This window comes from Peptoanaerobacter stomatis (assembly GCF_000238095.2).
Lineage (GTDB): Bacteria > Bacillota > Clostridia > Peptostreptococcales > Filifactoraceae > Peptoanaerobacter > Peptoanaerobacter stomatis_A.
Window position 1 is genome coordinate 42607 of the sequence record NZ_JH815227.1, and the last position, 25909, is coordinate 68515.

At 29.5% G+C, this 25909-nt stretch carries 15 protein-coding genes and 1 other RNA gene; 3 read left to right on the top strand and 13 right to left on the bottom strand.

Annotated elements, in window-relative coordinates:
- Window positions 1-179 precede the first annotated feature (179 nt).
- Together HMPREF9630_RS09855 and HMPREF9630_RS09860 are read left to right on the top strand one after the other, a co-directional pair.
- A complete protein-coding gene (locus tag HMPREF9630_RS09855; RefSeq protein WP_009528310.1) occupies window positions 180-1508 on the top strand; it encodes a CCA tRNA nucleotidyltransferase in 1329 nt (442 codons plus the stop codon).
- 128 nt (window positions 1509-1636) lie between these two features.
- A complete protein-coding gene (locus tag HMPREF9630_RS09860) occupies window positions 1637-2452 on the top strand; it encodes a Cof-type HAD-IIB family hydrolase (RefSeq protein ID WP_009528311.1) in 816 nt (271 codons plus the stop codon).
- A gap of 51 nt (window positions 2453-2503) precedes the next feature.
- Here HMPREF9630_RS09860 and HMPREF9630_RS09865 read toward each other — a convergent pair whose 3' ends face one another.
- From HMPREF9630_RS09865 to HMPREF9630_RS09895, 7 genes are all read right to left on the bottom strand, one after another.
- Complete coding sequence (locus HMPREF9630_RS09865) at window positions 2504-3364, bottom strand: MurR/RpiR family transcriptional regulator (RefSeq protein ID WP_009528312.1); 861 nt, start codon at window positions 3362-3364, stop codon at window positions 2504-2506.
- Between the two features lie 18 nt (window positions 3365-3382).
- Entirely contained in the window at window positions 3383-4120 is a 738-nt protein-coding gene (truA, locus tag HMPREF9630_RS09870; protein ID WP_009528313.1) for a tRNA pseudouridine(38-40) synthase TruA, read from the bottom strand.
- 57 nt (window positions 4121-4177) lie between these two features.
- Window positions 4178-4987 carry an energy-coupling factor transporter transmembrane component T family protein gene (locus tag HMPREF9630_RS09875; protein ID WP_009528314.1) on the bottom strand — a complete coding sequence of 270 codons (810 nt, stop codon included), beginning with the start codon at window positions 4985-4987 and terminating at the stop codon, window positions 4178-4180.
- The gene (locus tag HMPREF9630_RS09880) at window positions 4987-5841 is read right to left on the bottom strand and encodes an energy-coupling factor transporter ATPase (protein ID WP_009528315.1); all 855 of its coding nucleotides are present in this window, start codon (window positions 5839-5841) and stop codon (window positions 4987-4989) included. The genes HMPREF9630_RS09875 and HMPREF9630_RS09880 overlap by 1 nt, the downstream gene beginning before the upstream one ends.
- Window positions 5826-6662 carry an energy-coupling factor transporter ATPase gene (locus HMPREF9630_RS09885; protein WP_009528316.1) on the bottom strand — a complete coding sequence of 279 codons (837 nt, stop codon included), beginning with the start codon at window positions 6660-6662 and terminating at the stop codon, window positions 5826-5828. The genes HMPREF9630_RS09880 and HMPREF9630_RS09885 overlap by 16 nt, the downstream gene beginning before the upstream one ends.
- 496 nt (window positions 6663-7158) lie before the next feature.
- Complete coding sequence (locus HMPREF9630_RS09890) at window positions 7159-16629, bottom strand: MSCRAMM family protein (RefSeq protein WP_009528331.1); 9471 nt, start codon at window positions 16627-16629, stop codon at window positions 7159-7161.
- A 628-nt stretch (window positions 16630-17257) separates the two neighbouring features.
- Window positions 17258-18370: a CapA family protein gene (locus tag HMPREF9630_RS09895; RefSeq protein ID WP_009528317.1), complete on the bottom strand. Its 1113-nt coding sequence runs from the start codon at window positions 18368-18370 to the stop codon at window positions 17258-17260.
- A gap of 294 nt (window positions 18371-18664) precedes the next feature.
- On the opposite strand from HMPREF9630_RS09895, the gene ilvA reads away from it, so the two are divergent.
- Complete coding sequence (ilvA, locus tag HMPREF9630_RS09900; protein WP_009528318.1) at window positions 18665-19897, top strand: threonine ammonia-lyase; 1233 nt, start codon at window positions 18665-18667, stop codon at window positions 19895-19897.
- 229 nt (window positions 19898-20126) lie between these two features.
- Here the strand turns inward: ilvA and tsf are convergent, their stop codons facing one another.
- The 6 genes from tsf to ffs form a co-directional block, all read right to left on the bottom strand.
- Complete coding sequence (gene tsf, locus HMPREF9630_RS09905; protein ID WP_009528319.1) at window positions 20127-21062, bottom strand: translation elongation factor Ts; 936 nt, start codon at window positions 21060-21062, stop codon at window positions 20127-20129.
- 334 nt (window positions 21063-21396) lie between these two features.
- Window positions 21397-22161, bottom strand: a complete 765-nt coding sequence (gene rpsB, locus HMPREF9630_RS09910) for a 30S ribosomal protein S2 (protein WP_009528320.1) — start codon at window positions 22159-22161, stop codon at window positions 21397-21399.
- Window positions 22162-22433: 272 nt separating this feature from the next.
- Window positions 22434-23036 (bottom strand): recombination mediator RecR, encoded by a 603-nt coding sequence (gene recR / locus HMPREF9630_RS09915; RefSeq protein ID WP_009528321.1) that lies wholly within the window; start codon window positions 23034-23036, stop codon window positions 22434-22436.
- Window positions 23037-23045: 9 nt separating this feature from the next.
- Window positions 23046-23390, bottom strand: a complete 345-nt coding sequence (locus HMPREF9630_RS09920; RefSeq protein ID WP_009526298.1) for a YbaB/EbfC family nucleoid-associated protein — start codon at window positions 23388-23390, stop codon at window positions 23046-23048.
- A 464-nt stretch (window positions 23391-23854) separates the two neighbouring features.
- Window positions 23855-25462 carry a DNA polymerase III subunit gamma/tau gene (gene dnaX, locus HMPREF9630_RS09925; protein WP_009528322.1) on the bottom strand — a complete coding sequence of 536 codons (1608 nt, stop codon included), beginning with the start codon at window positions 25460-25462 and terminating at the stop codon, window positions 23855-23857.
- A 138-nt stretch (window positions 25463-25600) separates the two neighbouring features.
- Window positions 25601-25865, bottom strand: an RNA gene (ffs, locus tag HMPREF9630_RS10130) — signal recognition particle sRNA large type.
- Between the last annotated feature and the right edge of the window lie 44 nt (window positions 25866-25909).

Sequence of the window (25909 nt, forward strand, 5' to 3'; positions counted from 1 at the left end):
TACATTTTATATAATCTAATTATATATATCAATGTTTTCATAGCTTTATATATAATTATTTAATACCAAAACTTAATAGGAGTATAGAAATTATAAAAAATCATATTTTTTATCAAATTTAAAGATATTTATGATAAAATATATACAAGGTTTCTATAATAAGTATAAGGTGAGTAAATATGAACACCAAAAATTTTACTATGCAAAAAAATGCAAAAATAATAATATCTGCTCTAAAAAATCATTCTTACGATGCGTATATAGTAGGCGGTTATCTTAGAGATATGATGTTAGGCAAAAGGGTAAATGACATAGATATAGCTACAGACGCCCTGCCGGACGAAGTTACAAAAATATTTAAAGATAAATATATAGTAGCCCATACAGGCATAAAATACGGTACTGTAACTGTAATAATTGATAATGTTCCAATAGAAATAACAACATATCGTAGTGAAAGCGGTTATTTAGACGGCAGACACCCTCAAAAAATAAATTTTGAAAAAGATATAAAATATGATTTGTCAAGGCGAGATTTTACAATAAATGCTATGGCTTATAATGACGATAGAGGTCTAATAGATATTTTTAACTCAAAATTCGACTTAGAAAATAAGATTATAAGATGTGTAGGAAATCCGAGGAAACGATTTAAAGAAGATAAATTGAGAATATTGAGAGCTATACGATTCGCATCTCAGCTTAATTTTGAAATAGAACAAAATACTTTTGATGCAATAAAATTATTATCACACACAATAAATGATATCTCCATTGAACGTATAAATGCAGAGCTTACAAAAATGCTTCTCACAGAAAAACCGTCAAAAGCTTTTATATTAATGCACAAAACAGATTTATTAAAATATATTTTGCCTGTTATAGACGATATGTACGGATATGACCAACAAAATCCATACCATAAATATGATTTATTCTTTCACACAATGAGCGTACTCGATAACATAAAAAATGATATAATTTTAAGATTATCCGCCCTATTTCACGATACAGGCAAACTTTACACAAGAACCATAGGCGAAAACGGTATTGCACATTTTTACGGTCATAACAAAATAAGCAAAGAAATAGCCGTAAAATATCTTAAAAAGCTTAGATATCCTAACAATATAATAAATATAGTATCTCTTCTTGTTGAAAAACATATGATAGCACCTGATACTATAACCCCAAAAGGCATAAGACGACTTATTTCATATATAGGCAAAGAAAACATAAACTACCTTGTAGAGCTACAAAAAGCGGATTCAATGTCTACAACAATAGGCGACAATGACATATTTGAGAAAAAAGTGAAACAAGTATTAGATGAAGAAAATATATTCACAAAAAAAGACCTTGCTTTAAATGGACATGATATAAAAAAATTAGGGTATACAGGTAAGGAAATAGGCGAAATACTAAATTATTTAATGGAAATCGTCCTTGACGAACCTAAACTCAACACAAAAGAAATATTGCTACAAAAAATAAAAGATATGCAATAATTTTTATAAGCTTGGGTAAATATAATTTTACAATAAGATTTTAATGCTATCTGATTAAACAGTGATATAATAAAAATGATAAACAATTATAAATATATTATCTTAAAAACAGTTTAAAGGATTTTGTTATGATAAAATTAGTTGCACTTGATTTAGACGGTACACTGCTTGGCTCTGATAAACAAATATCACCCCAAAATGTAGAAATAATAAAAAAACATCACGAAAAAGGTATAAACTTTGCAATATGTACAGGAAGAACTCTATCAGAAGTATATCATATAGACAGTATAAAAAATTTACTTCCATATACAGATTATACCATACTTACAAATGGTTCCGCCTGTATAGATAAAACCGGCAACACAATATTTGATATTCGTATAAAATCTGAAGATGTAAAAAATATACATTCAAAGCTTGATCATATGAACATGATGTTTGAATTATACTCAAACGGAAAAGTTATCTGTAGTGAAGAATCACTCGAAAAATACAAAGACTATATAAACCCTGAATTTTATAAATTAGTCGAAGACACAAGAATGAGTGTACCTGATATACTCAAATTTTCAGAAGATGAACAAGGCGGAATCAATATGATTTTAGCATCCTTTTTAAGTAATTCAGATATGAAAAAAGCTTATGAAACAGTAAGTGCTATGGATTATTATATAACACAAGTCGGTGAAAAATCTATCGAGATACATCATAGTAGTGTTGATAAAGGTAACGGTATATCTAATTTAGCTGAGAAACTCGGTATAAATAAAGAAAACATACTGTCAATCGGCGACAGTCACAACGATTTGACTATGAGAAAAGCTGTCGGAACACTTGTTTCTATGGGCAACGCTATAGATGAATTAAAAGATATATCAGATTTTATAACATCCACCAATGATGACTTCGGAGTATATCACGCACTGAATAAACTCTTATAAATAAAACAGGTTGTTACAAAATGATAAAAAATCATAGTAACAACCTTTTTATTACTCCTTGAATATTCCTTGCATCTTCCAAATATATTCAAATTGTTCAAATTTATTTTTCACTTCTTCTTTTTTCTTTGAACCCACTGCTACAATTATAGCATTTATTACGCTAAGAGGTGCAACCAAAGAGTCTACTATAGAGGTCATATTATTTACCGCTATTATTGTATTGTTCGAAAGTTCTCCTATAGGAGAATGTTTGGAATCTGTTATTGCTATTATATTGGCATCCTTATCTTTTGCATATTTTAATATATCGTAAGTTCTTGATGTATATCTTGGGAAACTTATGCCTATTACCAAATCTTCTTTTTTTACATCTACTATCTGCTCAAACACATCTGTATATGTATACTTTATAAGCTTTATATTATCCATCATAAGCTCTAAATAATATGCCAAATATTCGCTTAAAGATGTTGATGTTCTAAGACCCACAATATAAATTTTCCCCTTGCAATTCACTATATCATTTATTATTTTTCTAAAAGTATCAGATTCTATCCTTGCCAAAGTTTGTTTAATATTATGTGTATCATTTTTTAGCACACTTTCAAATATTTTATACTCATCTATATTGTCAAAACTCATTTTAGCTCTTTGTATTATAGTAAGCTGATTTTTTATAACTTCCTGTAAATTTTTTTGTAGCTGAGGATAACCGTCATATCCAAGTGTATAAGCAAATCTTACAACTGTAGATTCACTTACATCAGCCTCTTCTCCCATTTTAGACGCTGTCATAAAAGCACATTTGTCATAGTTTTTTATTATAAAATCCGCTATTTTCTTATGACCTTTGCTGAAATCATCATATCCGTCTCTTATGAGTGTAAAAACATCTTCCATCTTGTTCATAGTTTCTCCCATTTCATTTTATTGATAGCATACTTCCTTCAAAAAAAGACCTTGTGGCTTTGCTGTTGCTCCTGCATACAATCTGTCTTTTTTTTCTATTATCTGCTTTATATCCCTCTCATTTTTATGAAGTCCTATATCTATAAGTGTCCCTACTATTATTCTGACCATATTGTATAAAAATCCGTTACCCTCTATCTCGAATGTAATCATATCATTGTTTTTTGATATATCGGCACTGTATATGGTTCTTACAGGATTTTTAGGATTGTTTGTTTCATATGTGTAAAATGATGTCCAATCATACGTTCCAATGAGCATATTCACATTTTTTGACATCAAATCCATATCCAATTTTTTGGCAACTTGCATAGAATATTTATAATAAAACGGACTTGAAATTTCACTGTTATATATCCTATACATATATGTTTTCTTTTTTGCTGTAAACCTTGCATTAAATGCAAAATCCACTTCTTTTGTTTCAACAACTCTTATATCTTTTGGAAGTTTGGAATTTATTGCATATGCAAATTTTTGAGATGGAATATTTGAACTTGTCTTAAAATTACATACCTGTCCTAAAGCATGTACACCTGAGTCGGTTCTACCTGATGCAATTAATTCTGTATCTTCTCTTGTTATGTTTGATATGGCTTTCTCCAGTGTTTGTTGTATGCTTACAGCATTATTTTGTTTTTGCCAGCCACAGTAGTTTGTGCCATCATAACTTACTTTTAAAAATATATTCTTCATAGTTTTTCAATTCATTAAACATTTTAATACTGTCATAATTTCAAAAATAAACACTCATCACAATATCTTATAATTTCTAATCAATATACTGATAATCAAATAAAAAAATAATATCGCAAGTGCAATGTAATCTCTTTGCACATACTTAATCTGTTTTAATCTTGTTCTTCCTTCACCACCATGATAACATCTTGATTCCATAGCCATAGCGAGCTCATCTGCTCTTCTGAACGCACTTATAAATAATGGTACTAACAGAGGTATCATACTCTTAGCCCTGTTTATTACATTTTTGCTCTCAAAGTCAGCACCTCTTGCCATTTGAGCTTTCATAATCTTGTCTGTTTCATCTAATAATGTAGGTATAAATCTGAGTGCTATAGTCATCATCATCGCCAATTCGTGTGAAGGTAAACCCATTTTCTTAAATGGTGAAAGCATATTTTCAAGTGCATCTGTAAGTTGTATAGGTGTTGTTACAAGCGTAAGCATTGACGCCCCTACTATAAGCAATAGCAATCTTATCAGCATAAAAAAGCCTAAGTTCAATCCATCTTGTGTTATCTTGATTATTCCGTATTCAAAATATATCTTGCCTCCATTTGTAAACAAAACGTTTAGAACAAAAGTAAAAAGCAAGAGATATATTATTGCTTTAACACCTCTTAATATATATGAAAATGGTACTTTTGACAAAACAATAACCGCTGCAAGCATACCAAATACGAATATATATGCTGAAAATGTATTTACAATAAACAATGATACCATAAAAACAAAGGTAAATATTATCTTAACTCTCGGATCCAGCTTGTGAATTATGGAGTTTGTAGGATAATATTGCCCTATGGTTATGTCTTTTAGCATTATTTCTCCTTTAAATTTTTAAGTATCTCTAATTTTATATCATCAATTGTTAAAATGTCATCTGAAATATCAAAGCCTTGCTCTCTCAGTTTTTTTGCCAAGTCCAATACTTTCGGTACATCTAAGCCGATTTGTTTAAGCCTTTCTTCATGCTTAAAAACTTCCTTAGGTGTATCAAAAAATTCTACCTTGCCTCTATTCATAACAAGTAATCTGTCGGCAAGTTTGGCAACATCTTCCATAGAGTGAGATACCAATATAATGGTATTTTTTTCTTTTTCATGAATTTCTTTTATGTTTCTAAGTATATCATCTCTACCTTTCGGATCTAAACCTGCTGTTGGCTCGTCCAATATCAATATCTCAGGCTTCATAGCAATTACACCTGCTATTGCAACTCTCCTTTTTTGTCCTCCTGATATGTCAAACGGAGATTTATCCTTTGACCTTTCATATTCCAATCCGACAAGCTGCATAGCATCTTTTACTCTTTGAGTTATCTCATCTTCAGCAAGTCCGAGATTTCTCGGTCCAAAAGCTATATCTTTTTCAATAGTCTCTTCAAATAACTGATATTCCGGATATTGAAAAACTAAACCTACTTTTTTTCTTACATCTGTAAGTGATATTTTTTCATCGGTTATATCCAAATCATTTATAAAAATTTTCCCATAGTTACTTTTCAACAGTCCATTCAAATGCTGTATAAACGTAGACTTTCCTGAGCCTGTATGTCCTATAAGACCGATAAATTCACCTGTTTTAATCTCTATATTTATATCATCTAATGCTATTGTTTCAAACGGAGTATTCGGTGCATATATGTGTTTTAAATTTTCTACTTTAATTGACATAAGCTATCCACCATCTCCTCAACTGTAAGAATCTTATCATCTATTTTTACACCGTTTTTCCTAAGTTCATACGATAATTTTGTCATAGGTGGCACGTCCAATCCCAATTTTTGCAAATCTTCAACTTGAGAAAAAACTTCTCTCGGTGTGCCTTGCATTACGATTTTTCCCTCTTCCATAACATAAATATAGTCGGCTTTTACAGCCTCCTCCATAAAATGTGTTATATGTATTATCGTAATATTCTCTTCTTTATTCAACTTTTCTACTGTATTCATAACTTCATATCTACCACGAGGATCAAGCATTGCAGTAGATTCATCAAGTATTATACACTCAGGTTTCATAGCAATTATGCCTGCTATTGCTATTCTTTGCTTTTGACCGCCTGATAATAGATGTGGAGCTCTTGTAGAAAATTCACTCATCCTCACAGTTTCCAAAGCATAATCAACTCTTTTTCTTATTTCTTCCGACGGAACTCCCATATTTTCAGGACCGAAAGCTACATCATCCTCAACTATTGTAGCTACTATCTGATTATCCGGATTTTGAAAAACCATTCCACATTTTTGTCTTATATCAAATACCCTATTTTCATCAGTAGTGTCTATATCATCTATATATACTTTCCCTTTTGTAGGTGTAAATATCGCATTCAAATGTTTTGCAAAAGTAGATTTCCCCGAACCGTTATGCCCCAATACCACTATAAACTTACCCTTTTCTATATTAAGTGATATATCATCCACAGCTCTGCGCACATTTTCATAATCTTTATATTCATATATCAAGTTTTCAACTTGAATAAAAAATTTCATTTTTTCTCCATTTCATAAATTGTACATAATAAAAAATACCTTGTAATAATAGCATAAATTATGAAAATTTTCAACAAATTTATGAAACCATTGAATAAAAACTATGCAAAATATAATATTTATATAATAGTCTAATCTCTAATCTCTAATCTCTAATCTCTAATCTCTAATCTCTAATCTCTAATCTCATAATAAATAATTTAATATTATAAGTCTACAAATATTGCCGGATTTTATTAAATTTACATATTTTTCTATTATTCTATTAACTTTTAATATAATATAAAGTTGAATAAATATCAAAACAATAAAAAAAATTAACCTAAAAAGACAAATTATAATCTTTTTAGGTTAATTTTTTATACTAATCGTCAATAGAATAATAGATAATTTATTGATAAGAAATATATGAATATAGTTATATATTTACTAAATTTTCACAACGCTATTTTTCTATCATTCTATTGAATTTTAGTATTAATTTTAATATTTTATTTTATATATTTTTATTTTTTCTTTTAAGCAGAATTGCTAAAAGTATTAAAGCGAAACCTGATATAGTTGTAGTTTTATTACTATTTGAACCTGTTTTTGGTAAAGTTTTATTTTCAAAATTTATCTGAGAAAGAGGTATGTTCTCTTCTATTAACTCTATAGAATTATCATCCTCATCATACTTTATTTTACCGCTAAGAGGTACATCCGAATCATTTACAAACTCTAAAAATACACCATCGTCTTTTAACACTACTCTTGCATTTCCTATATGGCGGTTTTGCTTATCAACAATTTCATATACATTTTTAGATTCTATAGCTTTCTTAATCTTTTCAACATTGGATTTGTCTTTTGTATTGTCAGTTGTTGTTGAATTTGGTTTAGTAGCTGACTCATTGCCATCAGGAGCTGTATTGTTGCTTTGTTCGTGTCTATTGTTGTCAGTATTTGTTTCAGGTTTATCCGGCTTTATGTTTACAGGCATTTGACCATTTGGTGTTTTAGAAGCATTGTATATTTGTTTTAAATTATCCTCTTTTTTTTGTGCCGAATTTTCATTCGGTATATCAATCTGAATAGGAACAATGTTTGCGAAAGTATTTAAAGTCAAATTTTCAGGCGTATTAGATTTTGTCACACTTTCAGGTGTGTTCATTTGTGTAGTATTATTAGAAGTATTAGAAAGGGAAAATATTATACCCGGTATAGTTTGAGATGAACCTCCACCGCCATCTCCAATACCGCCACCGTTTCCTCCGGCACCTCCTCCTCCAAAACCACCACTATTTCCACCATTAATTTCGTCATCGCTGCTTGATGGACTTGGTTCGTTTTCAAGTGTTACAGGTGTAACCGTATCAAGTGATATTTCAAACCCCATACTTTCTTTCTTAAGCTCATATCCGCTTGGTGCTTTTATTTCTTTTATAGTATAGTTGCCTATCGGCATTACTATTTGATTTTTATTTGTTGCTTGGTCATTTCTAACATAGATATTTTTATCAGTTGTGTTTACAGTATCAACCGTACCCATATCATTTGTAACAAATGTAGCTATCTTTTTATTTCCTTTATATATTTCTATATGAGCGTTGCGCAAAGGCTTTTTGTTATTTTTATCCACTGTTACAAATTCCAACAAACCTGTTTTTTTAGTATTTTTTACATCTAATACTAAATTTTCCTGATTTAATTCTACTGTTATAGCATCTTCTAACAATCTATATTCTTCCTTAGTTTGAGTTTCTTTTATAGTGTAAGTGTCGTATATTAGATTATCAAATATTATTTTGCCTTTTTCATCAGTAGTTTTTACTATAGCTGTAGTGTTGCCTACTTTCGTTCCCTTAAGTTCAAACTCTATTCCTTGTAATTTTTCTCCTGTTTTTTCGTCTGTTTTTGTCAATATTATACCTGTTCTTATCTTTGTAAGCTTGTACTCTATTTTTATTATTGTATTATTATCCGCATCTTTAAGCTCTACTTTTTTAACTGTATGATTCGGCAAATAATTAGGGTTTACTTTGGATATGCTTATATTATGTTTTCCCTTCGGTACATTTGTATAGATTATTTTGCCTGTTGAATCCGTAATTTTTTCGCCGATATTAATAATTGATATTTCAGTGTCATCTACCGGTTCATTTGTTTCACTGTCAATTACGGATACTTCTATCTTAGCTTCAAATTTATTATTTGTTATATCTTTTACCACATCTCTATTGCCATAATTTATGCTGAAATCTATCTTGCTTGTATTCATCAGTATATTATTTGGAGTTTTTTCTTCTTTGATGTAGTAATTACCAAAAATAAGATTTTCTTTTTTTACTGTACCGTCATTTGTAATAAGCGTATCTATTTTTTTATCGGAATCATCATATAATCCAAACTCAACGCCTGTTAGTTTATTGCCGTCTGTATCTTTTTTGTTGATAGTAAGTGAACCGAAGAATGCTTCATGCGAAATATACAAGGTGTGATTTGTTACTCCGTTTGTATCTTTTCCGTCAGCTGATGCAGGTTTTATCTCAACTTCAGTTATAACTCCGCCTTTTGTTGTAGTAGCTTCCTTATCGACTTGTTCGTATCCTTTCAATACTTCTGTGTTAGATGCATATTTTTCAACTACTCTGTATTTTCCCTCTTCTAATGTTGTAAATACAAATTCACCGTTATTATCTGTAGTGGCTTCTCTAATTTTTTGCCAGCTTGTGCCGTCATATTTTTCAAGTTCCACTTTTATATTTCCAAGCTTTGCTTCAGCATTTGTCAGTTTATTACGTGAATATGTGATTACTTTTATCTCTCCAAGTATTTGTTTATTTCCAAGAGTGTAGTTTATAGTGCTGTCGTTTAATGATACATCATCTGCCAGTGTTATATTATGCTTCTTGTCATTTAGGAAATATCCGTTTGGTCTGTTAAGCTCTTTGTAGTACAAGCCTTCTTGCCATAATATACCGTCATACTTCTTTACTCCATTTAGGTAAGTAGCATCAAAGTTCATAACACCGTCTGCACCGCTTGTAGCTTCAGCTATCTTAATGTCATTTTTGTCAAATATTGCCACTGTTGCACCTTGTACAGGAGTAGTTGTTCCTTTTTTTATCTTTGTTATTTTAAATTTTACATATATAGGTTTATTCTCTACAGATATATTTGTATCTGCATTTATATCTTTTTTAAAAGAAAGATTATTTGATAATATTGGCGTTCCATTATCATTTGCTACTATGTTAGCTGTATAGCCTGCTTTTCTTGTTTCTTCTATTACATAGTAGCCTGTGTCTATTTCTTCTTCTATTTTTCCGTCAGCATCCGTAGTAAATGTATAGTCTGCAACATTATCAAGCTTTGTATAATTTTCGTCTGTTTCATACAGCTTGAACTCTACATTTTCAAAATTTACAGAATTATTATCTCTTGTTACACTTTTCTTGTTTAATACAAATTTTGATTTTATTTTAGCATTTGTAGCTATTACTGTCTTATCTGCTGTTATTCTCAGTTCACCTGATATTTTTTTACTGTCCTCAACAGCAGTGTCATATAGCTGTAAGCTGTTTTGACTATAATGAGGCGCAGGAGTTATTTCTGTTATTTTTATATCTCCTTTTTGAACAGTCACTTCTATTTTTCCAGAGGCATTTGTAGTAAATATGGTAGTATTATCAGTATTTTTTAGCTTTTCATAGCTACCGTTTATATTATTTTTTCTTTCTATTTCAAATTTTGCACCTTTTATTAATCTGTTATCATTTGCATCTTTTTTTACTATGCTAAGTTTTACTGTTTCTACCTCATTGTTTATTGTTAGAGGAGTTTCGGCATCATTACCACTAACTTTGACATAGTATGGAGCTGATTTTTGGTATCCGTCCGGTGCTTCTACTTCTGTTATCTTATATATACCTTTTGGAAGTTTTTGTTTTATTACACCGTTCTCAGAATCTACTTCAGATGTAATAGCCTCATATACTCTGTCTTTGAAATACGGATGTGATTGTAGATTAGTAGGAACTGTTGTGCCATTTACAAAACCTGCAGGTACCTTATTTATATCTGCTATATATTTTATAGTGAACTTAACATTATTTACTTTTTGATTTCCTGCTGTTTTTACGATTTTTAGCGTTCCATAATCTACTGAGTTTGTTTTTTCTATAAGTTTATTTGTATTTTCATCAGTTCCTACTATCAGCTTTGCAGTTCCGTTATCATTTTCTACCTTTACTGTTGTTACGGCAGTATCTTTCTTATATGGATCTATTGTAGCTGATTCTTTTAACTCATATTCTCCTACAGCTATGTTCTCAAATGTTGCTATACCGTTTTGATTGGTACTTACTGTTTTGCTGAACTTTCCTACAATATTTGAATTTGTTTTTTCTGTAAGAGTATACTGTACTCCTTTAAGTGGCAGATTATTTTTATCAGCTATATCATCATTCGCACTTTTCTTTTTCACGTCGAAATTTAAGGTTAAAGCTGTGTTTAATATAACAGTGGCATTTTTTTCATCTGTTATTATCTTTCCAGTATTTTTGTTATTATCATCCACAGTATATATTTTTTTATTATCATTTATTTGAATTCTATATCCTGTAAATATATGATTATCTACTGTGTCAGAATTTTCATATGATTCAGGTGTTTTATAATCATCAGGTATTTTTTCATATAGTTTGTATGTGCCCACTTCAAGATTATCCCATGAAGCTTGTGCAATATCACCGATTTTTGCAGTATATTTTTGGATTTTTACAGCAGATACATCTTGCGAATTTTCATTTGTTCCTTGTAATATAAAAGATACTCCACTCAAATATTTATCTCTGCTTACATCTTTTTTAGATATTACAATCTTTGATTTCATTCTGTTGTTTACAAGACTTTTTGTCTCTGTTCTTCCAAGACTTTTATTGCTTGTATCGCTATCTCTTGTTATAAAATAAAACGTAGAATCAAGTATATATCCGTCAGGTGCCTTTGTTTCCTTGTAGCCGTATTGTAAATCCGAAATATTTTCAAATGTTACTGTTCCACTGCTATCCACTGTCTTTTCATATATTTGAGTTCCTTCTGTTCCGTTTACAGCAGTATACAAGGCTATTTTAGTACCTGTTACAGGATGTATGCCGTCACCTGTTTTTGTTATCTTGAGTGTATTATAATCTCTATGGTTGTATATTTCTTTTGAAATATCTGTATTAACTACACTTGCACTTAAATCTACATCTATTGATGTATTATTTACTGAGCTTGATGTGAGATTTTTGGTATCGGATAAATCTATATAGCCATAGTAATAATTTGAGCGCATATTTTCTTCTGTAAGAGTATATTGCCCTTCTTTTACATACAATACATCTCCTTGCACATCTATTATATTACTGTTATCTTCAACAACTTTATATTTTTGTGTAGATGAATTTACAGTAAATTTTGCTGTGATATTACTGTCATTCTTATCAGTAAGTGTAAATGTTATATCTTTGTTAAATATTTTAGTTTCATCTGTTCCGTCATATTTTCTTATTACTTCTTTTTTATTTATTATTAATCTTTTAGCTTTTTTATAGAGTGCATCCGTATTTGTCGCTGTAAGCTCTGTCATAAAGCTTGACTTACTCACATCCACTTTATTAGACGCTGATGAATTTTCGGTACTTATAAAATCTGTGCTTATTTCAGGCGTAATATAATAAGATATAGAGGGGGCTATTATATCATAGATATCTTCTGCTATATCTTCAAACAAAACATAGTCATTAGAAGCTGTATTTTTCTTTAATTCAACTTTTGTTCCTTTTAGTATTATATCTTTGTTATTTGCGACTGTATTATCTGTAAAATTTATACCTGCTCCAACAGATGCCCATTGTTTTAAAGTAATGCTGTGTTTTTTCAGTCTTGATATCTTCACTACTATTTTATTTTCGGTACATTTATCTAAGACAATCTCATTATTATTTACATTTTTATCAGCAGTAGGTTCACCGTTTATAGATAACAACTCTATTTTATAGTTCTTTAACTTGACATCACCTGCAGGTATTTGTAATCTTACCTTGTCATTAGTAGAATTTTTAAACATGTCTTGCGTTATAGTATCTACATTAACAACATATTCATTTGATGATACCAAATTTTTTATAGCGTTTTTTAAAGTAATGGCATCTATCTTTTCGTTATAGCTTGCATTATTTTTACTATACTGTAATGAAATATCAGGTGCTAATGTGTCATCAAATCTACTGCCTATATCACCTTCAAATTTTATTTTTAATTTATATTCGTTTAGTGATACATCATATTTTACATCTGTTGTTTTATCTTCTTCTGTTTTTTTGAATTCTGTTGCAAATTCTCTTAGTTTCGGATTTGCAGTAGGGCCTTGTTTTAATATTACTTTTACAAACTTATCCGCTGATATGTTTACAGGTACTTTAGTGTTTATTCCTACTTTTACAGTCTTATATAGTGTTTCCGTAGAAGTTGGACTGTCTTTTATAATCACTTCAAATTCAAGCTCATTTGGAAATATAGGACATTTTCCATTTTTGCAACAGCTTTCGTTAGTATAGCTTATGTTTATAAGGCTTCCACCTTTAGGAACTATCCGTCTCCCGCTGCCTTTTCTCTTAAATGTTATTTTAGAGCCGTCTTTTACATCGACTTCTGTCGGATCTTCTTTATAGCTTATCGCATTTTTCAATACTTTTGCATTTTCGTTATTAACATGAGCATTATATGATATTTTGATAGGCTCCATTATATCTTTTGTAAATCTAATGCTCATAACATGTCTTGCTTTTGAATCTACTGAATAATTTACAACATAGTCTGATTCTGGTACTCTTGTACCGTTTGAATAAGTCATTATTAATGAATTTGGCATGAATATCTGATCTTCAGATAATACATCGTAGATATAAGTACCTTGAGGTACTTTTTCAGCTATTTGATTAAATATAGCTGTATAGTTTATTTCATAGGCATTTAATTTGTTTTGAACACCTGTTTTATTAAAGACTTCTCTTATCTTTGTATCTACAATTGCCGTTATATTTACAGAAGTTGAAGGAGGTACACTGATTTCATTTTTAAGCTTAAATTTTGTCTTATTGTATATATCAAACTCTGTATTTGTCTTCTCATCATCTGTATACTTAGTATCTATTTGTGTGCTGTATCTTATAGAATAGCCTGTTGTTATAGGATTCAAGAACGTTATGGTATATGAGCCGTCTCCATTATAAGTTTTTGTATAATCGGTATTTTCAATTAATTTATGATCCATATCATATTTTATATCGCCATATTTGTTAAGTTTATATGGATATATATTAAAATTATCTATTATCTTGTGATATCTTTCATCTATGGTTGTAGTATCATCAGGACTGTCTTGTTTTATTGGATATATTTTTACAGAAGTATTGGCAGGCAAGTTTTCTCCTGCATAATTTATATTTGTAGTCCAATCTATTAATCTGTCCTTAATATCACCGCCATGAAGTGTACCTGAAATATTACTGTTATTTTTATATGACTCATCGACCAATTTTTGAGGTATTATATATTCCACTTGATTATTGTTAGTGTTTGCCCCATTATACTTATCTTTCCAAGTTGCTGTTATTTTATTTGGAAAATGAGTTTTTTCAGTAGATATATTGTCATTTTTTGTAAAATGGGCTACCATTTTTATTTCCAATTTATTGGAAATTTCTTTGTTTATTGATAATTTAAAGCCCTCTGTTGCATCCGCTTTTTTCTCAAAAGTAAAATCCGCATCTGTAATACTTGTATCTGAAAAACTGATGTCTTCTTTTTCTATACTTAAACCTTTGTTTAAAAATGTATCGTCTATAACTATATTTCTCATCGGAGCTCTGTTAGGCTCTACATATATATAAAACAGCATGGTTTTATTCCCCATGTCCAAGTCGTCATATACTGTTATATAATCATTGTCTTTTTTCTCTGAATGAGTTTTAATATATTTATAGATTCTATTGTGCGTATTACCTCCAAGCCCTGCACTTGCGCTCTTACCATCTAATGTCGCAGTATTTACTACATCATTAGGTGCATCTAATAAAGTATCATATTTTATCACATAAGACTTATTGCTTTGTTCATTAAAACTTATATTAAAATCTCTTGTTGTATCTGTTATTTCAGATACAGTATATTTATCGGAACCTACCAAGCTTTCGTCTGTATATCTTGCATCCCAATATATATAATCAGGGTGATTTTCATCTTCAATTTTTTGTGGAGTTACTTCATACACTTTTATTGTATCTTTTAATACTTTAATATTATCGGTAAGAGCTAAGCCTATGTTGTCATAGACTACAGGTGCTATATTATGTTTGTCAAAATTTACGGATATTTTCCATGTTGACTTGTATCCGTCTGCAGTTTTTGATATACCGTTCACTGATTTTTTTATATGCATAGACTTTACTATTTCAGCTGTATCGGTAGTGCTGTGATTTTTTCCGGATAATGTAGTTGTAGCTACATTTTCTATTAAAGACTTTGTTTGTATATTAGATATTTTATTTTTTATAGGTGTATCATATGTTATTTCAAAAGTATCATTTTTTTCGTCGTCATTTCTTTCAAATTCATATTCAAAATTATTGCCGTTACCTGTTGGAACAACGTCTCTACTTCTATTTTTATCAATATTTTTTATAGTTATTTTTGTAGGTATGTCTATAGTGTATTCATCAGAATTTATATGATTATTTTCTTTTTTATTACTTGACATAGCTTCTGTAATCTTGATTTTATTGTCTTCAATTACAGTTTTGGCAGAGTTTAATGTCAATTTCCAGCTTATCTTATCATCGTTGAAGTTCACAAGTTCATGAGTTTTTTCCAACATATCTGCAGGTTTGAAATCTACTTCAGCTTCTGATGTAGTGTTGGAAAACTGCGCCAGATTTTTTATACGTGTAGAGGTAGTACTGTTTGCTACCACATCTTCTTTAACAGGTGTAATAAACTCTATTCTTATAGGATAATCTATTTGTTCATTTACTGTTATAGTTGCTACATTACCGGATATAGACTTACTTACACCGCTGATAATCTCATCAGCAATTTCTTTGTTTCCATTTAAATCAATATTCAATTTTTTTGCTACAACAGTTGTATTATTGTCAAATATAACTTCATTTGGTATATTTTCTATTATGTTAAAATTTGAAATAGTTTCAGAAAATAAGTTGATATCAATAAACCATCTTATACTGTTTGCTTCTTGCAATCCTGATTTTTGTATAGATGATGTTATACCTTTTGGTGCAATATTTACAGTCAATATTGTATTTCCGTTGTCAAAAGGAACTTCTATCTTTGTTTTAGTATGGTCCTGCACTTTAATCTTAGTAGGTAATTTGAGTATATATTCGGCAGGCTGTGATGTCAGCACGATATCTTCAAGACATTTTAAAATAATATGTTTCTTACCGTCAGAACCAATTTGTATTTTATAAGTAAATCCGCTATCTGTATATTCATTATCTTCAAATGTAGATAAATCTACAGGGTAATCAGGAAGTGTTATATCTATAATATCATCTTTTCTTATAGTTTCTTTTATTTTTGTGTCAATTTTTAAATTAAGTAGTGTATCTAATGTTATATGGGCATCATCGAAAACTTTTTTATCAGTCAAATCAAGAGTTGTTTCATTGTCTTCTCCGGCATTACTCAACACTTTTTGTAAGACTATATTAGCCTCAAAATTAGAAAAAGTTATGCCTCCTCTTGCAGTGCCTGCCCCTCCAAACATCATTTGATTTCCGGTAGTGCTACTTACTGTATTTAAACTGTTTATATCCTCAGCTAATACATTGATATAAGGATATTGCATATTAATAAATATCCCTATAGCTAACAAAATGCTAAATATTTTTTTATACTTTTTTATAAATTTATACATATTTTACCTCCATGTAAAATATAAAAATGTATGTATAGAATATATTTTCACATAGCGATTAGCAGTATTATTCTGCGATATATTTATACTACAAACAACAATATTTTTTTAATCGATAGTTATACTAAAACCTAATTAAATAGCTATAAATAAAAATGCTACATTAAAAGTATTTTTATCAGGACTACGACATCGTTAGTAATCTTATTGTTCAAAGACATTCAAACGGATTTTATTTTTTTAAATAGGTTTTAGTATTATAAGATGAATTCTTCAAAAATATTATAGTTAATTTTTACTATCTTACATCTTTTATTTATTATCAAATAATTCATTTAAATCATTATAACATACTACAAATGTATTAATCAATAATTGAAGTAGTTTAATTTCTAATTTAAATTCATAAAAAATTTAAACCATTTTAGCATATGGCTAATAATTATATTTACCTATTATAGTTTATTTTTTTATAATATACCTGCAACATAAAGAATTATACAAAGCTCAATTATATGTTTATAATCCATACATTTAAAATCAAAATAACAGTATTATTATTAAAACTTTTTTTGATCAAAAATATTAAATTTTAGTTTAGAAATTTTTAAAACAGCTCTATTTTCAATTACAAACTTCCGTTTAATATCCTATTTACTTTATCAATACTTTCCTGCTCTGTCATCTCTATAGGAGTATATTTTTGTGTATAGCCTCCCATCCACCAAATAGGCACATTTTTATAAATAGGTGTTATTTGACCATTTTCATCCATATCAAGCGTAAGTTCTACAAGCAAACCTTCAGGATTTTTAGAGCTTCTGTAATTTACAAATAAAAAATTCCCTAATGAATAATATATTTTCTTGCCATTGTAATCTTCTATTCTTTGAATGGCATGAGGGTGATGTCCATACACCATATCTGCACCTAAATCTATGAATTTTCTCGCCATTATTTCTTGTCTTTCAAGCACTATATTGTCTTCTTGACCTCCGCCGTGCATAGCAACTATTATAAAATTACAGCCTTGTGATTTTAAATTATCTATATCTTCTTTTATAGTTTCATCTGACGGATGAGAGGAATTAAAAGCATAATACCCTGCCATCCCAAGTTTGATATCATCTTTAACAAAAGTTTGAACTCTATGAACCTTTATATTTCCAAGTTCAGGATCGTTTGAGTCTACAAGATTTGTTCCAAAATACTTTATACCTTTTTCGTCAAGCAACTGCATACTCTCATCAAAACCTGCCTGCAAATAGTCTTGCATATGGTTGTTAACTACATTTACATACATTATATTATTGGCTGTAAGTATGTCTATATAATCTTTTGAATAGGATTTATAAGTATATATTTTCCCTTGTTGCATTGTATTTAAGTCAGTAAATACATTTTCCAAGTTGGTTATATTTATATCCGCATTTTTAAAATATTTTTCCAACCCCTTCAAAAAATATCCTGCACCGTTTTGTCTGAACACATCTTCAAAATATATTCTCTGTCCGTAAAAAGATGCTACGCTTGTATCACCGGTCATAGTTATTACCATTTTTTGAGCTTTGAACTTAGGAATTTGTTCTACTTCTTTTTCCTCTTTTTTGCTTTCTTCTATGTTTTCAACCTCATTATTTATAATCTCTTTACTTGTATTTTCAGCTTTATTATTACTTGCACAGCCCACGAACATACAAGACAGTACGATTATAAATACAATCCATAACTTGTTTTTCATATTTCACACTCCTAAATATAATACTGGATTTAAATATTGAATAAAAATTTGTACTTGTATTTTTACATTTAGCAAAAAATATATTGTTGATAAAAATATCACACATTGTCATATTTAGATTATAGCAATTATATTAAAGCTTGTTAAGATTTTTTTACAATATACTTTAAAATTTACAAGTTTTTTAATTGTATATTTTTTAAAATATAGTATAATTATAAATTATGTTTTTACACTATAATTCAAAATTATAGATTTATAAAACTGACTACACATTATCAGGAGGCATTATACATGAATTTTAATGAACCGCTGTTTTTAGAAAAGTTGTCTTCTCTCGACTTTGAAGAAGCCGAAAATGCTATGAAAGATGTATTAAAACCTACGCCACTTATAAAAAGTGATCTTCTCAGCTCTATGTGCGAGAATCAGGTTTATCTAAAACCTGAATGTCTACAAAAAACAGGCTCTTTTAAAATAAGAGGCGCTTACAATAAAATAAGAAAATTGACAGATGACGAAAGAAAAAAAGGAGTAGTAGCATCATCAGCCGGCAATCACGCACAAGGTGTAGCATTTTCTGCAAAAAAAATAGGCATAAATGCCACAATAGTAATGCCCACTACAACACCACTTATCAAAGTAAACTCTACAAAATCTTACGGAGCAAACGTCATACTTCATGGAGAAGTATATGATGAAGCCTATGAAGAATCAAGAAGATTGGAAAAAGAATATGGATATGTGTATATCCATCCATTTAACGATTTTGATGTAATTGAAGGTCAAGGCACTATCGCAAACGAAATTTTAAAAGAATTACCCGATGCTGATTATATATTAGTACCTGTTGGCGGTGGCGGACTTATAAGCGGAATAGTATTATCCGCTCTTAGAATAAATCCTAAAATAAGAATAATAGGCGTTGAGCCAACCGGAGCCAATGCTATGAAGCAATCTCTTATAAACGGTCATCTCACAAATCTTGAAACTGTTAATACAATAGCTGACGGTGTGGCTGTAAAAAATCCTGGGGATATAACATATAACATAATAAAAAATAATGTCAGCGAGATAATCGAAGTATCAGATTTTGATATAATGGAATCATTTTTATTGCTCTTGCAAAATCATAAAATCGTATCAGAAAATTCCGGTACACTTACCGTATCAGCACTCAATAAGTTAAAATGCAAAAATAAAAAAGTCGTATCTCTTATAAGTGGCGGTAACATAGATGTGCTTACTATATCTTCGCTTATCAACAAAGGTCTTATATCAATGGGAAGAATATTTTGCTTTTCCGTTACTTTACCGGATGTTCCTGGACAGTTGCTAAAAATAGCACAAGCATTAGCCGAAACAGGCGCAAACGTAGTTAAATTAGACCACAATCAATTCAAATCATACAACAGATTTAACAACGTTGCATTAGAAGTAACAGTTGAAACAAATGGACACAGCCACATAGAGCAAATCGTAGATAATCTCATAGAAAAAGGCTATCATATAACAAGAATTTATTAATTTCATTGATTAATAATAAAAAACTGTTAAATAGTAATGTAATTGTACTACAACAAAATCATTGATAATTTATAAGATTCAGTAATGTCATAAAACATAAAATTCTTGACATTATAAACGTACTATTACTGTTAATTATGTCTTATAATTATCAAAAAAATATTGATTATTTTAACTTTCAGTATAAATATAAAAACACCGCCTATATGACGGTGTTTTTATATTTATATTAGTTTCCCATTTGTTTTGCTACTTCTTCTGCAAAGTTTTCTTGTTTTTTCTCTATTCCTTCGCCTACTTCAAATCTTACTATTTGAGCTACTGTTATATCTGCTCCTACTGCCTTAGCAGTTTCCGCTACTACTTCGCCTACAGATTTTTTAGCTTCTTTTACGAATGCTTGATCTAATAGACAAACTTCTTTAAGCTCTTTTTTTAGTCTTCCTTCCAACATTTTAAGAACTATTTCTTCAGGTTTTCTCTTTCCTTCAGGAAGCTCGTTGTTTTCATTGATTGCTTGTTGTTTTAAAACTTCTCTTTCATGATTTAGATATTCTTGATCTACATATTTTTCTGATATATATTTAGGATTCATAGCCGCTACTTGCATTGCTACATCTTTTCCTAATTCTTCTACTTTTGCATCTTGTGAAGAAGTTTCCAATTTAACTACTGATACTATTTTACCGGCTCCATGAACATAACTTATAAGTCTTCCGTTTTCAACTTCTAATCTTTCAAATCTTCTTATGTTCATATTTTCGCCTATTTTTGATATTTTAGCTGTAAGCTCTTCTTGTACTGTTTGACCGTTTAATTGAAGTGCAAATAATTCTTCCAATGTTTCAGGCGCTTTTTCCAATACCAAGTTTGTAACATCTTTTACCAATTGTTGGAATTCTTCATTTTTTGCAACAAAGTCCGTTTCTGAGTTTATTTCAACCAATGCAGCTTTTTTATAATCGGCAGATACTTCTACTCCGATTAATCCTTCTGCCGCTATTCTGTCGGCTTTTTTAGCAGCTTTTGAAAGTCCTTTTTCTCTAAGCACGTCTATAGCTTTTTCCATATCGCCGCTTGTTTCTTGAAGTGCTTTTTTGCAATCCATCATTCCTGCACCTGTTTTTTCTCTAAGTTCTTTTACCATTGAAGCAGTTATTTCCATGATTTACTCTCCTTTTTTATATATATGAGTTAATTTTTATATTAAAAAATTATATTATATTCTAAATCATAAATTTATTAAAATTCAAAATATTTTATCTTTTATACTAAGACTATTATCTAATAAAATTATAGATAAATAATATAATCCAAGACTAATATAAATGCTCTATTTTAAAAATTAATTATTATAAATTGCCATTATTCTATAAGATTTCAGTATAAATTTATAAGCAAATTAAATCTTACAAATTAATTTGTATAATATGTTTTTAATAAAACACAATAAAAAGGGTAGGGAAGATTTCCCTTACCCTTTCGGCTTTATATCAATATTATTCAGCTTGTTCTTCTACTTGCTCATTATTTTCAAAATCTTCTACAGTTATTTCTTTATCTTCTTCTATTTCTTCTATAAATCCTTGTTTTGCTTCTATTATAGCTTGTGACATAGCAGCTACTATAAGTTTTACCGCTCTTATAGCATCGTCATTTCCAGGAATAGGGAAGTCTATTTCATCAGGGTCGCAGTTTGTATCTACTACACCTATTACAGGTATACCTAATTTATGTGCTTCCAATACAGCTATTCTTTCTTTTTTAGGATCTATTACGAACATTGCTACAGGTAGCTCAGGCATATCTTTTATTCCGCCAAGATATTTTTCCAATCTTTCTTTTTCTTGTAAAAGACCTATTACTTCTTTTTTAGGAAGTTTGTCGAATGTTCCGTCTTCTTGCATTTTTTCAAGTTCTACAAGTCTGTTTATTCTTCCTTTGATAGTCTTGTAGTTTGTTAACATTCCTCCAAGCCATCTTTCGTTTACATAGTACATTCCAGCTCTTAAAGCCTCGTCTTTTATAGCATCTTGAGCTTGTTTTTTAGTACCTACAAAAAGAATCGGTTTTCCTGTTTCAGCAACTTCTCTCATAAAGCTGTATGCTTCTTCCAATTTTTTAACTGTTTTTTGTAAGTCAATTATATATATTCCGTTTCTTTCTGTGAATATAAATCTTGACATTTTAGGGTTCCATCTTCTTGTTTGATGTCCGAAGTGAACTCCTGCTTCCAATAATTGTTTCATACTTACTACTGACATATTTGTCCTCCTTAGGTTTAATCCTCCGCAGCCGTCATATTCTATGTCCACCGTTTGGCAACCTGACAAAGAATTAGGTGCGTGTGTAATAATTTTACTGTAATATGATACACGAAAATCATCATAAAATCAAGTATTTTTTATAATTTTATATGAAATCTAAAAAAACACCCCTACAAAATTGTAAGAGTGTTTTCTTTTATAATATTAATACAGTTATCCAGTAAATAAAAATAATTATATATTAGCATAATCTGATAATGAAAAAATATTTAAAATATCGAAACTCTATTTTCTAATGCTTTTGTGATTGTTATTTCATCGGCATATTCTATATCTGAACCCATAGGCAGACCTCTTGCTATTCTTGTTATTTTTATATTGAACGGTTTTAGTAGTCTTGCGATATACATAGCTGTTGCTTCTCCGTCAATTGTAGGATTTGTAGCCAATATGACTTCCTCTACATCTTCACTTGCCATTCTTTCAACCAGCTCTCTTATTTTAAGCATATCAGGTGTTATAGAATTGGATGGAGAGATTGTACCATGCAGTACATGATATTTACCTGTAAATTCTTTTGATTTTTCCATAGCCATAACATCTCTTGGAGTTTCTACAACACATATTATACTGTCAGTTCTTTCTTTTGATGCACATATTCCACAAGGATTGCTGTCAGATATGTTTTGACATATATTGCAAAACTGTATTTGATTTTTAGCATCTATTATCGCCTTAGATAAATCACTCACATTTTCAGTGGGCATATTTATTATGTGAAAAGCTAACCTTTGTGCAGTTTTTGCACCTATACCCGGTAATTGAGATAGGTGTTTTATAAGTGTATCTATCGGTTTTGAAAAATTATTCAATTAAATCACCTAAAATAATCCCGGTATTCCTAAACCGCCAGTTACACTTGATAATCCTGATGACATCATATCATCCGCTTTTGTAAGTGCTTGATTGACAGCAGTTAATATAAGGTCTTCCAACATTTCTATATCATCTTTATCAACAACTTCTTCTTTAATTTTTATTGACAGCAATTCTTTTTTTCCATTAACTTTTACTGTTACGGCACCACCGCCTACAGTTGTTTCTAATTCTTTGTTTCCAAGCTCTTCTTGCATTTGTTGCATATCTTTTTGCATTTTTTGAACTTGTTTCATCATATTGTTCATATTTCCCGGCATCATGCCTGGAAATCCACCTCTTTTAGCCATTTTTTTATACTCCTTAATAATTTATTTTATATTATAGCAAATTAAATTTCTTATAACATTGCTAAATAATTATATCACAATATCTTAAAAATTATTAGAATTTATATATTTATTTTTAACTTAATTTGCCATGTTATCCGATTTATACCAAAATCTTATATAATAATGGAAAAATATAATAATTAATTTTTCCGATAAACTATTTATATTAATCTTACATCATTATACAAGCCATACATAGTTTTATCAAAAAATAGCATTAAATATTATATTTACAATATAAGTGTAGCCCTTAAATAAAAAATTATATTTTGAACTTATAAATGAGCGTTTTATTTAACAAAATAAAACTGAAATCTAAACAATCAATCATCTATGGTTTAGAAATTCAAGCAATATAAATAGTTTTTTAATAATTAAACCAAGTACAAATAATATATTATAGAAAAAATACAAATATATTTCTAATCGTTTATAACTTCTATATTGATTTGATTTCCAAATAAATTTTCTATTTTTTCTATCATTTCATCTTTTTTTTCTTCTATTTCAATGACTTCATCGTCAAATACTATAAATATTGTCAAATCTTTTTTTAATATTTTAGAGAATGCTCTTTGTATTATACTAAGATTATCGCTTCTTTCGATAGCATTTTTGTGAAAACCGTGTGTTTCAGGATATGATATATATATACATTCATTTACATATCGTCTGATAGTACCTTCATGCAGTAAGGCAATTATATGAGCAAATTTATTTTCTTTAAGCAATGAGTTTATATCTGGCATTAATGAATTTACAAAATCTATTTGTTCTTGTTCCTCTGTGCTTATTTGCTTGCTCGGTTTTATATTATCTAATTTAGGCTTTATAATTTCTTTAGAGTTTTCAACAGGAACATCACTGTCAAAATCTGTTTTATTTTGAATAATACCTCTATTGGTTTTAAGTTCATTTATCGTATTTTCGAGCATTTCTATTTTTTGAACTAAATTTGATATGTCAAAATTTGATTCTGTGATTTGCTCTCTGCACTGTTTTATTACAAATGCTTGAAGCAGTATATCCGGTGCATTTGAATATTTCATCTCATTTTCCAATTCACTTATACTTGTTATAAGCTTAGATATATCTATGTCTTTGTTCGTTATTTGCTTTAGATTTTCTGCTGCTGTAGTATCTTCTCTTATAACTTCATTTTGAATATATAAGGCATCTATAAGTCTTGATATTATCTGAAATGGAAGTTTTTTGACGTCTATGGATTTACTTATTAAATCGTTTATGAGTTTTATACATTCAAATGAATTTTTTTTGAACATATTATCTATGAGACTGTCTATATCTTCAATAGAGGCTCTACCTGTCACAAAGTCTATATTAGCCATAGATATATTGCCATAAGACGATACTTGATCCAATATGGATATTGCATCTCTTACCCCGCCATCACAGGAATTGGATATAAAATCTACAGCATTATCTTCATATGGAATATTTTCACATTCAAGTATATCTACAAGACGTTTTTTTATATCTGAGGAATTAACTTTTTTAAATTCAAATTTTTGACACCTTGACAATATTGTAGATGGTATTTTATTTATTTCAGTTGTTGCAAGTATAAATACAATATGTGATGGAGGTTCTTCAAGAGTTTTAAGCAATGCATTAAAAGCCCCTGTTGACAGCATATGTACTTCGTCTATTATATATGTCTTATATTTTCCAAAAGATGGCTGATACATTATAGTATCTTTCAATTGTCTTATGTTGTCAACGCTGTTGTTTGATGCTGCATCTATCTCTATTGTATCCACATAGTTGTTCAAACAGCTTTCACATTCATTGCAAGGTCCTTTTTGTTCATCATAATTTATACAATTTATTGCCCTTGCAAATATTTTCGCAGTTGAAGTTTTACCTGTTCCTCTTACACCGCTGAATATATAGGCATGAGATATTTTGTTTTCTTTAATTTGATTTTTCAAAACATCTATTACTTGATCTTGACCTATTATATTATCAAATGTATTTGGTCTGTATTTTCTATAAAGTGCCATTGACATTATATTATATCTCCTAATAAAATTAATCAGCACTGTTATGCTATGAATTTTTTATATAAAAAAAGAGATTACTCTATCGTAAACTCTTTATAAGCAATTAAGATAGAGTTTGTCTAATCTTAATTAAATAAAATTAAGCTGTGAACCCAAAATCGTATATTGCTCACAAGCGGTTCTGACATAAAAAACTCAAATACAGCACCCTTGTATCACATACAGGTGTTTACTTACCGCTGCTTCATTCCTGACCTGACGGGGTTCATAAATCTGTATTGCACAAGACCATATTCTCAACATCTCTCATATCAGCCTGCCTTACAAGAAATATACTCAAATTGGGAATTAAACCCTGCTAAAGCGGATTGCAGGTTATAGGACACCGCTAACTTCCCGTCTATCACAGCAAATCTTAAAGACTGATTGATAAATATGATATAAAAAATATCA

Bases quoted from the DNA above. Each gene is read 5' to 3' on its own strand.
- HMPREF9630_RS09855 (WP_009528310.1), top strand. From the start codon at position 180: ATGAACACCAAAAATTTTACTATGCAAAAAAATGCAAAAATAATAATA.
- HMPREF9630_RS09860 (WP_009528311.1), top strand. From the start codon at position 1,637: ATGATAAAATTAGTTGCACTTGATTTAGACGGTACACTGCTTGGCTCT.
- HMPREF9630_RS09865 (WP_009528312.1), bottom strand. From the start codon at position 3,364: ATGAACAAGATGGAAGATGTTTTTACACTCATAAGAGACGGATATGAT.
- truA (WP_009528313.1), bottom strand. From the start codon at position 4,120: ATGAAGAATATATTTTTAAAAGTAAGTTATGATGGCACAAACTACTGT.
- HMPREF9630_RS09875 (WP_009528314.1), bottom strand. From the start codon at position 4,987: ATGCTAAAAGACATAACCATAGGGCAATATTATCCTACAAACTCCATA.
- HMPREF9630_RS09880 (WP_009528315.1), bottom strand. From the start codon at position 5,841: ATGTCAATTAAAGTAGAAAATTTAAAACACATATATGCACCGAATACT.
- HMPREF9630_RS09885 (WP_009528316.1), bottom strand. From the start codon at position 6,662: ATGAAATTTTTTATTCAAGTTGAAAACTTGATATATGAATATAAAGAT.
- HMPREF9630_RS09890 (WP_009528331.1), bottom strand. From the start codon at position 16,629: ATGTATAAATTTATAAAAAAGTATAAAAAAATATTTAGCATTTTGTTA.
- HMPREF9630_RS09895 (WP_009528317.1), bottom strand. From the start codon at position 18,370: ATGAAAAACAAGTTATGGATTGTATTTATAATCGTACTGTCTTGTATG.
- ilvA (WP_009528318.1), top strand. From the start codon at position 18,665: ATGAATTTTAATGAACCGCTGTTTTTAGAAAAGTTGTCTTCTCTCGAC.
- tsf (WP_009528319.1), bottom strand. From the start codon at position 21,062: ATGGAAATAACTGCTTCAATGGTAAAAGAACTTAGAGAAAAAACAGGT.
- rpsB (WP_009528320.1), bottom strand. From the start codon at position 22,161: ATGTCAGTAGTAAGTATGAAACAATTATTGGAAGCAGGAGTTCACTTC.
- HMPREF9630_RS09920 (WP_009526298.1), bottom strand. From the start codon at position 23,390: ATGGCTAAAAGAGGTGGATTTCCAGGCATGATGCCGGGAAATATGAAC.
- dnaX (WP_009528322.1), bottom strand. From the start codon at position 25,462: ATGTCAATGGCACTTTATAGAAAATACAGACCAAATACATTTGATAAT.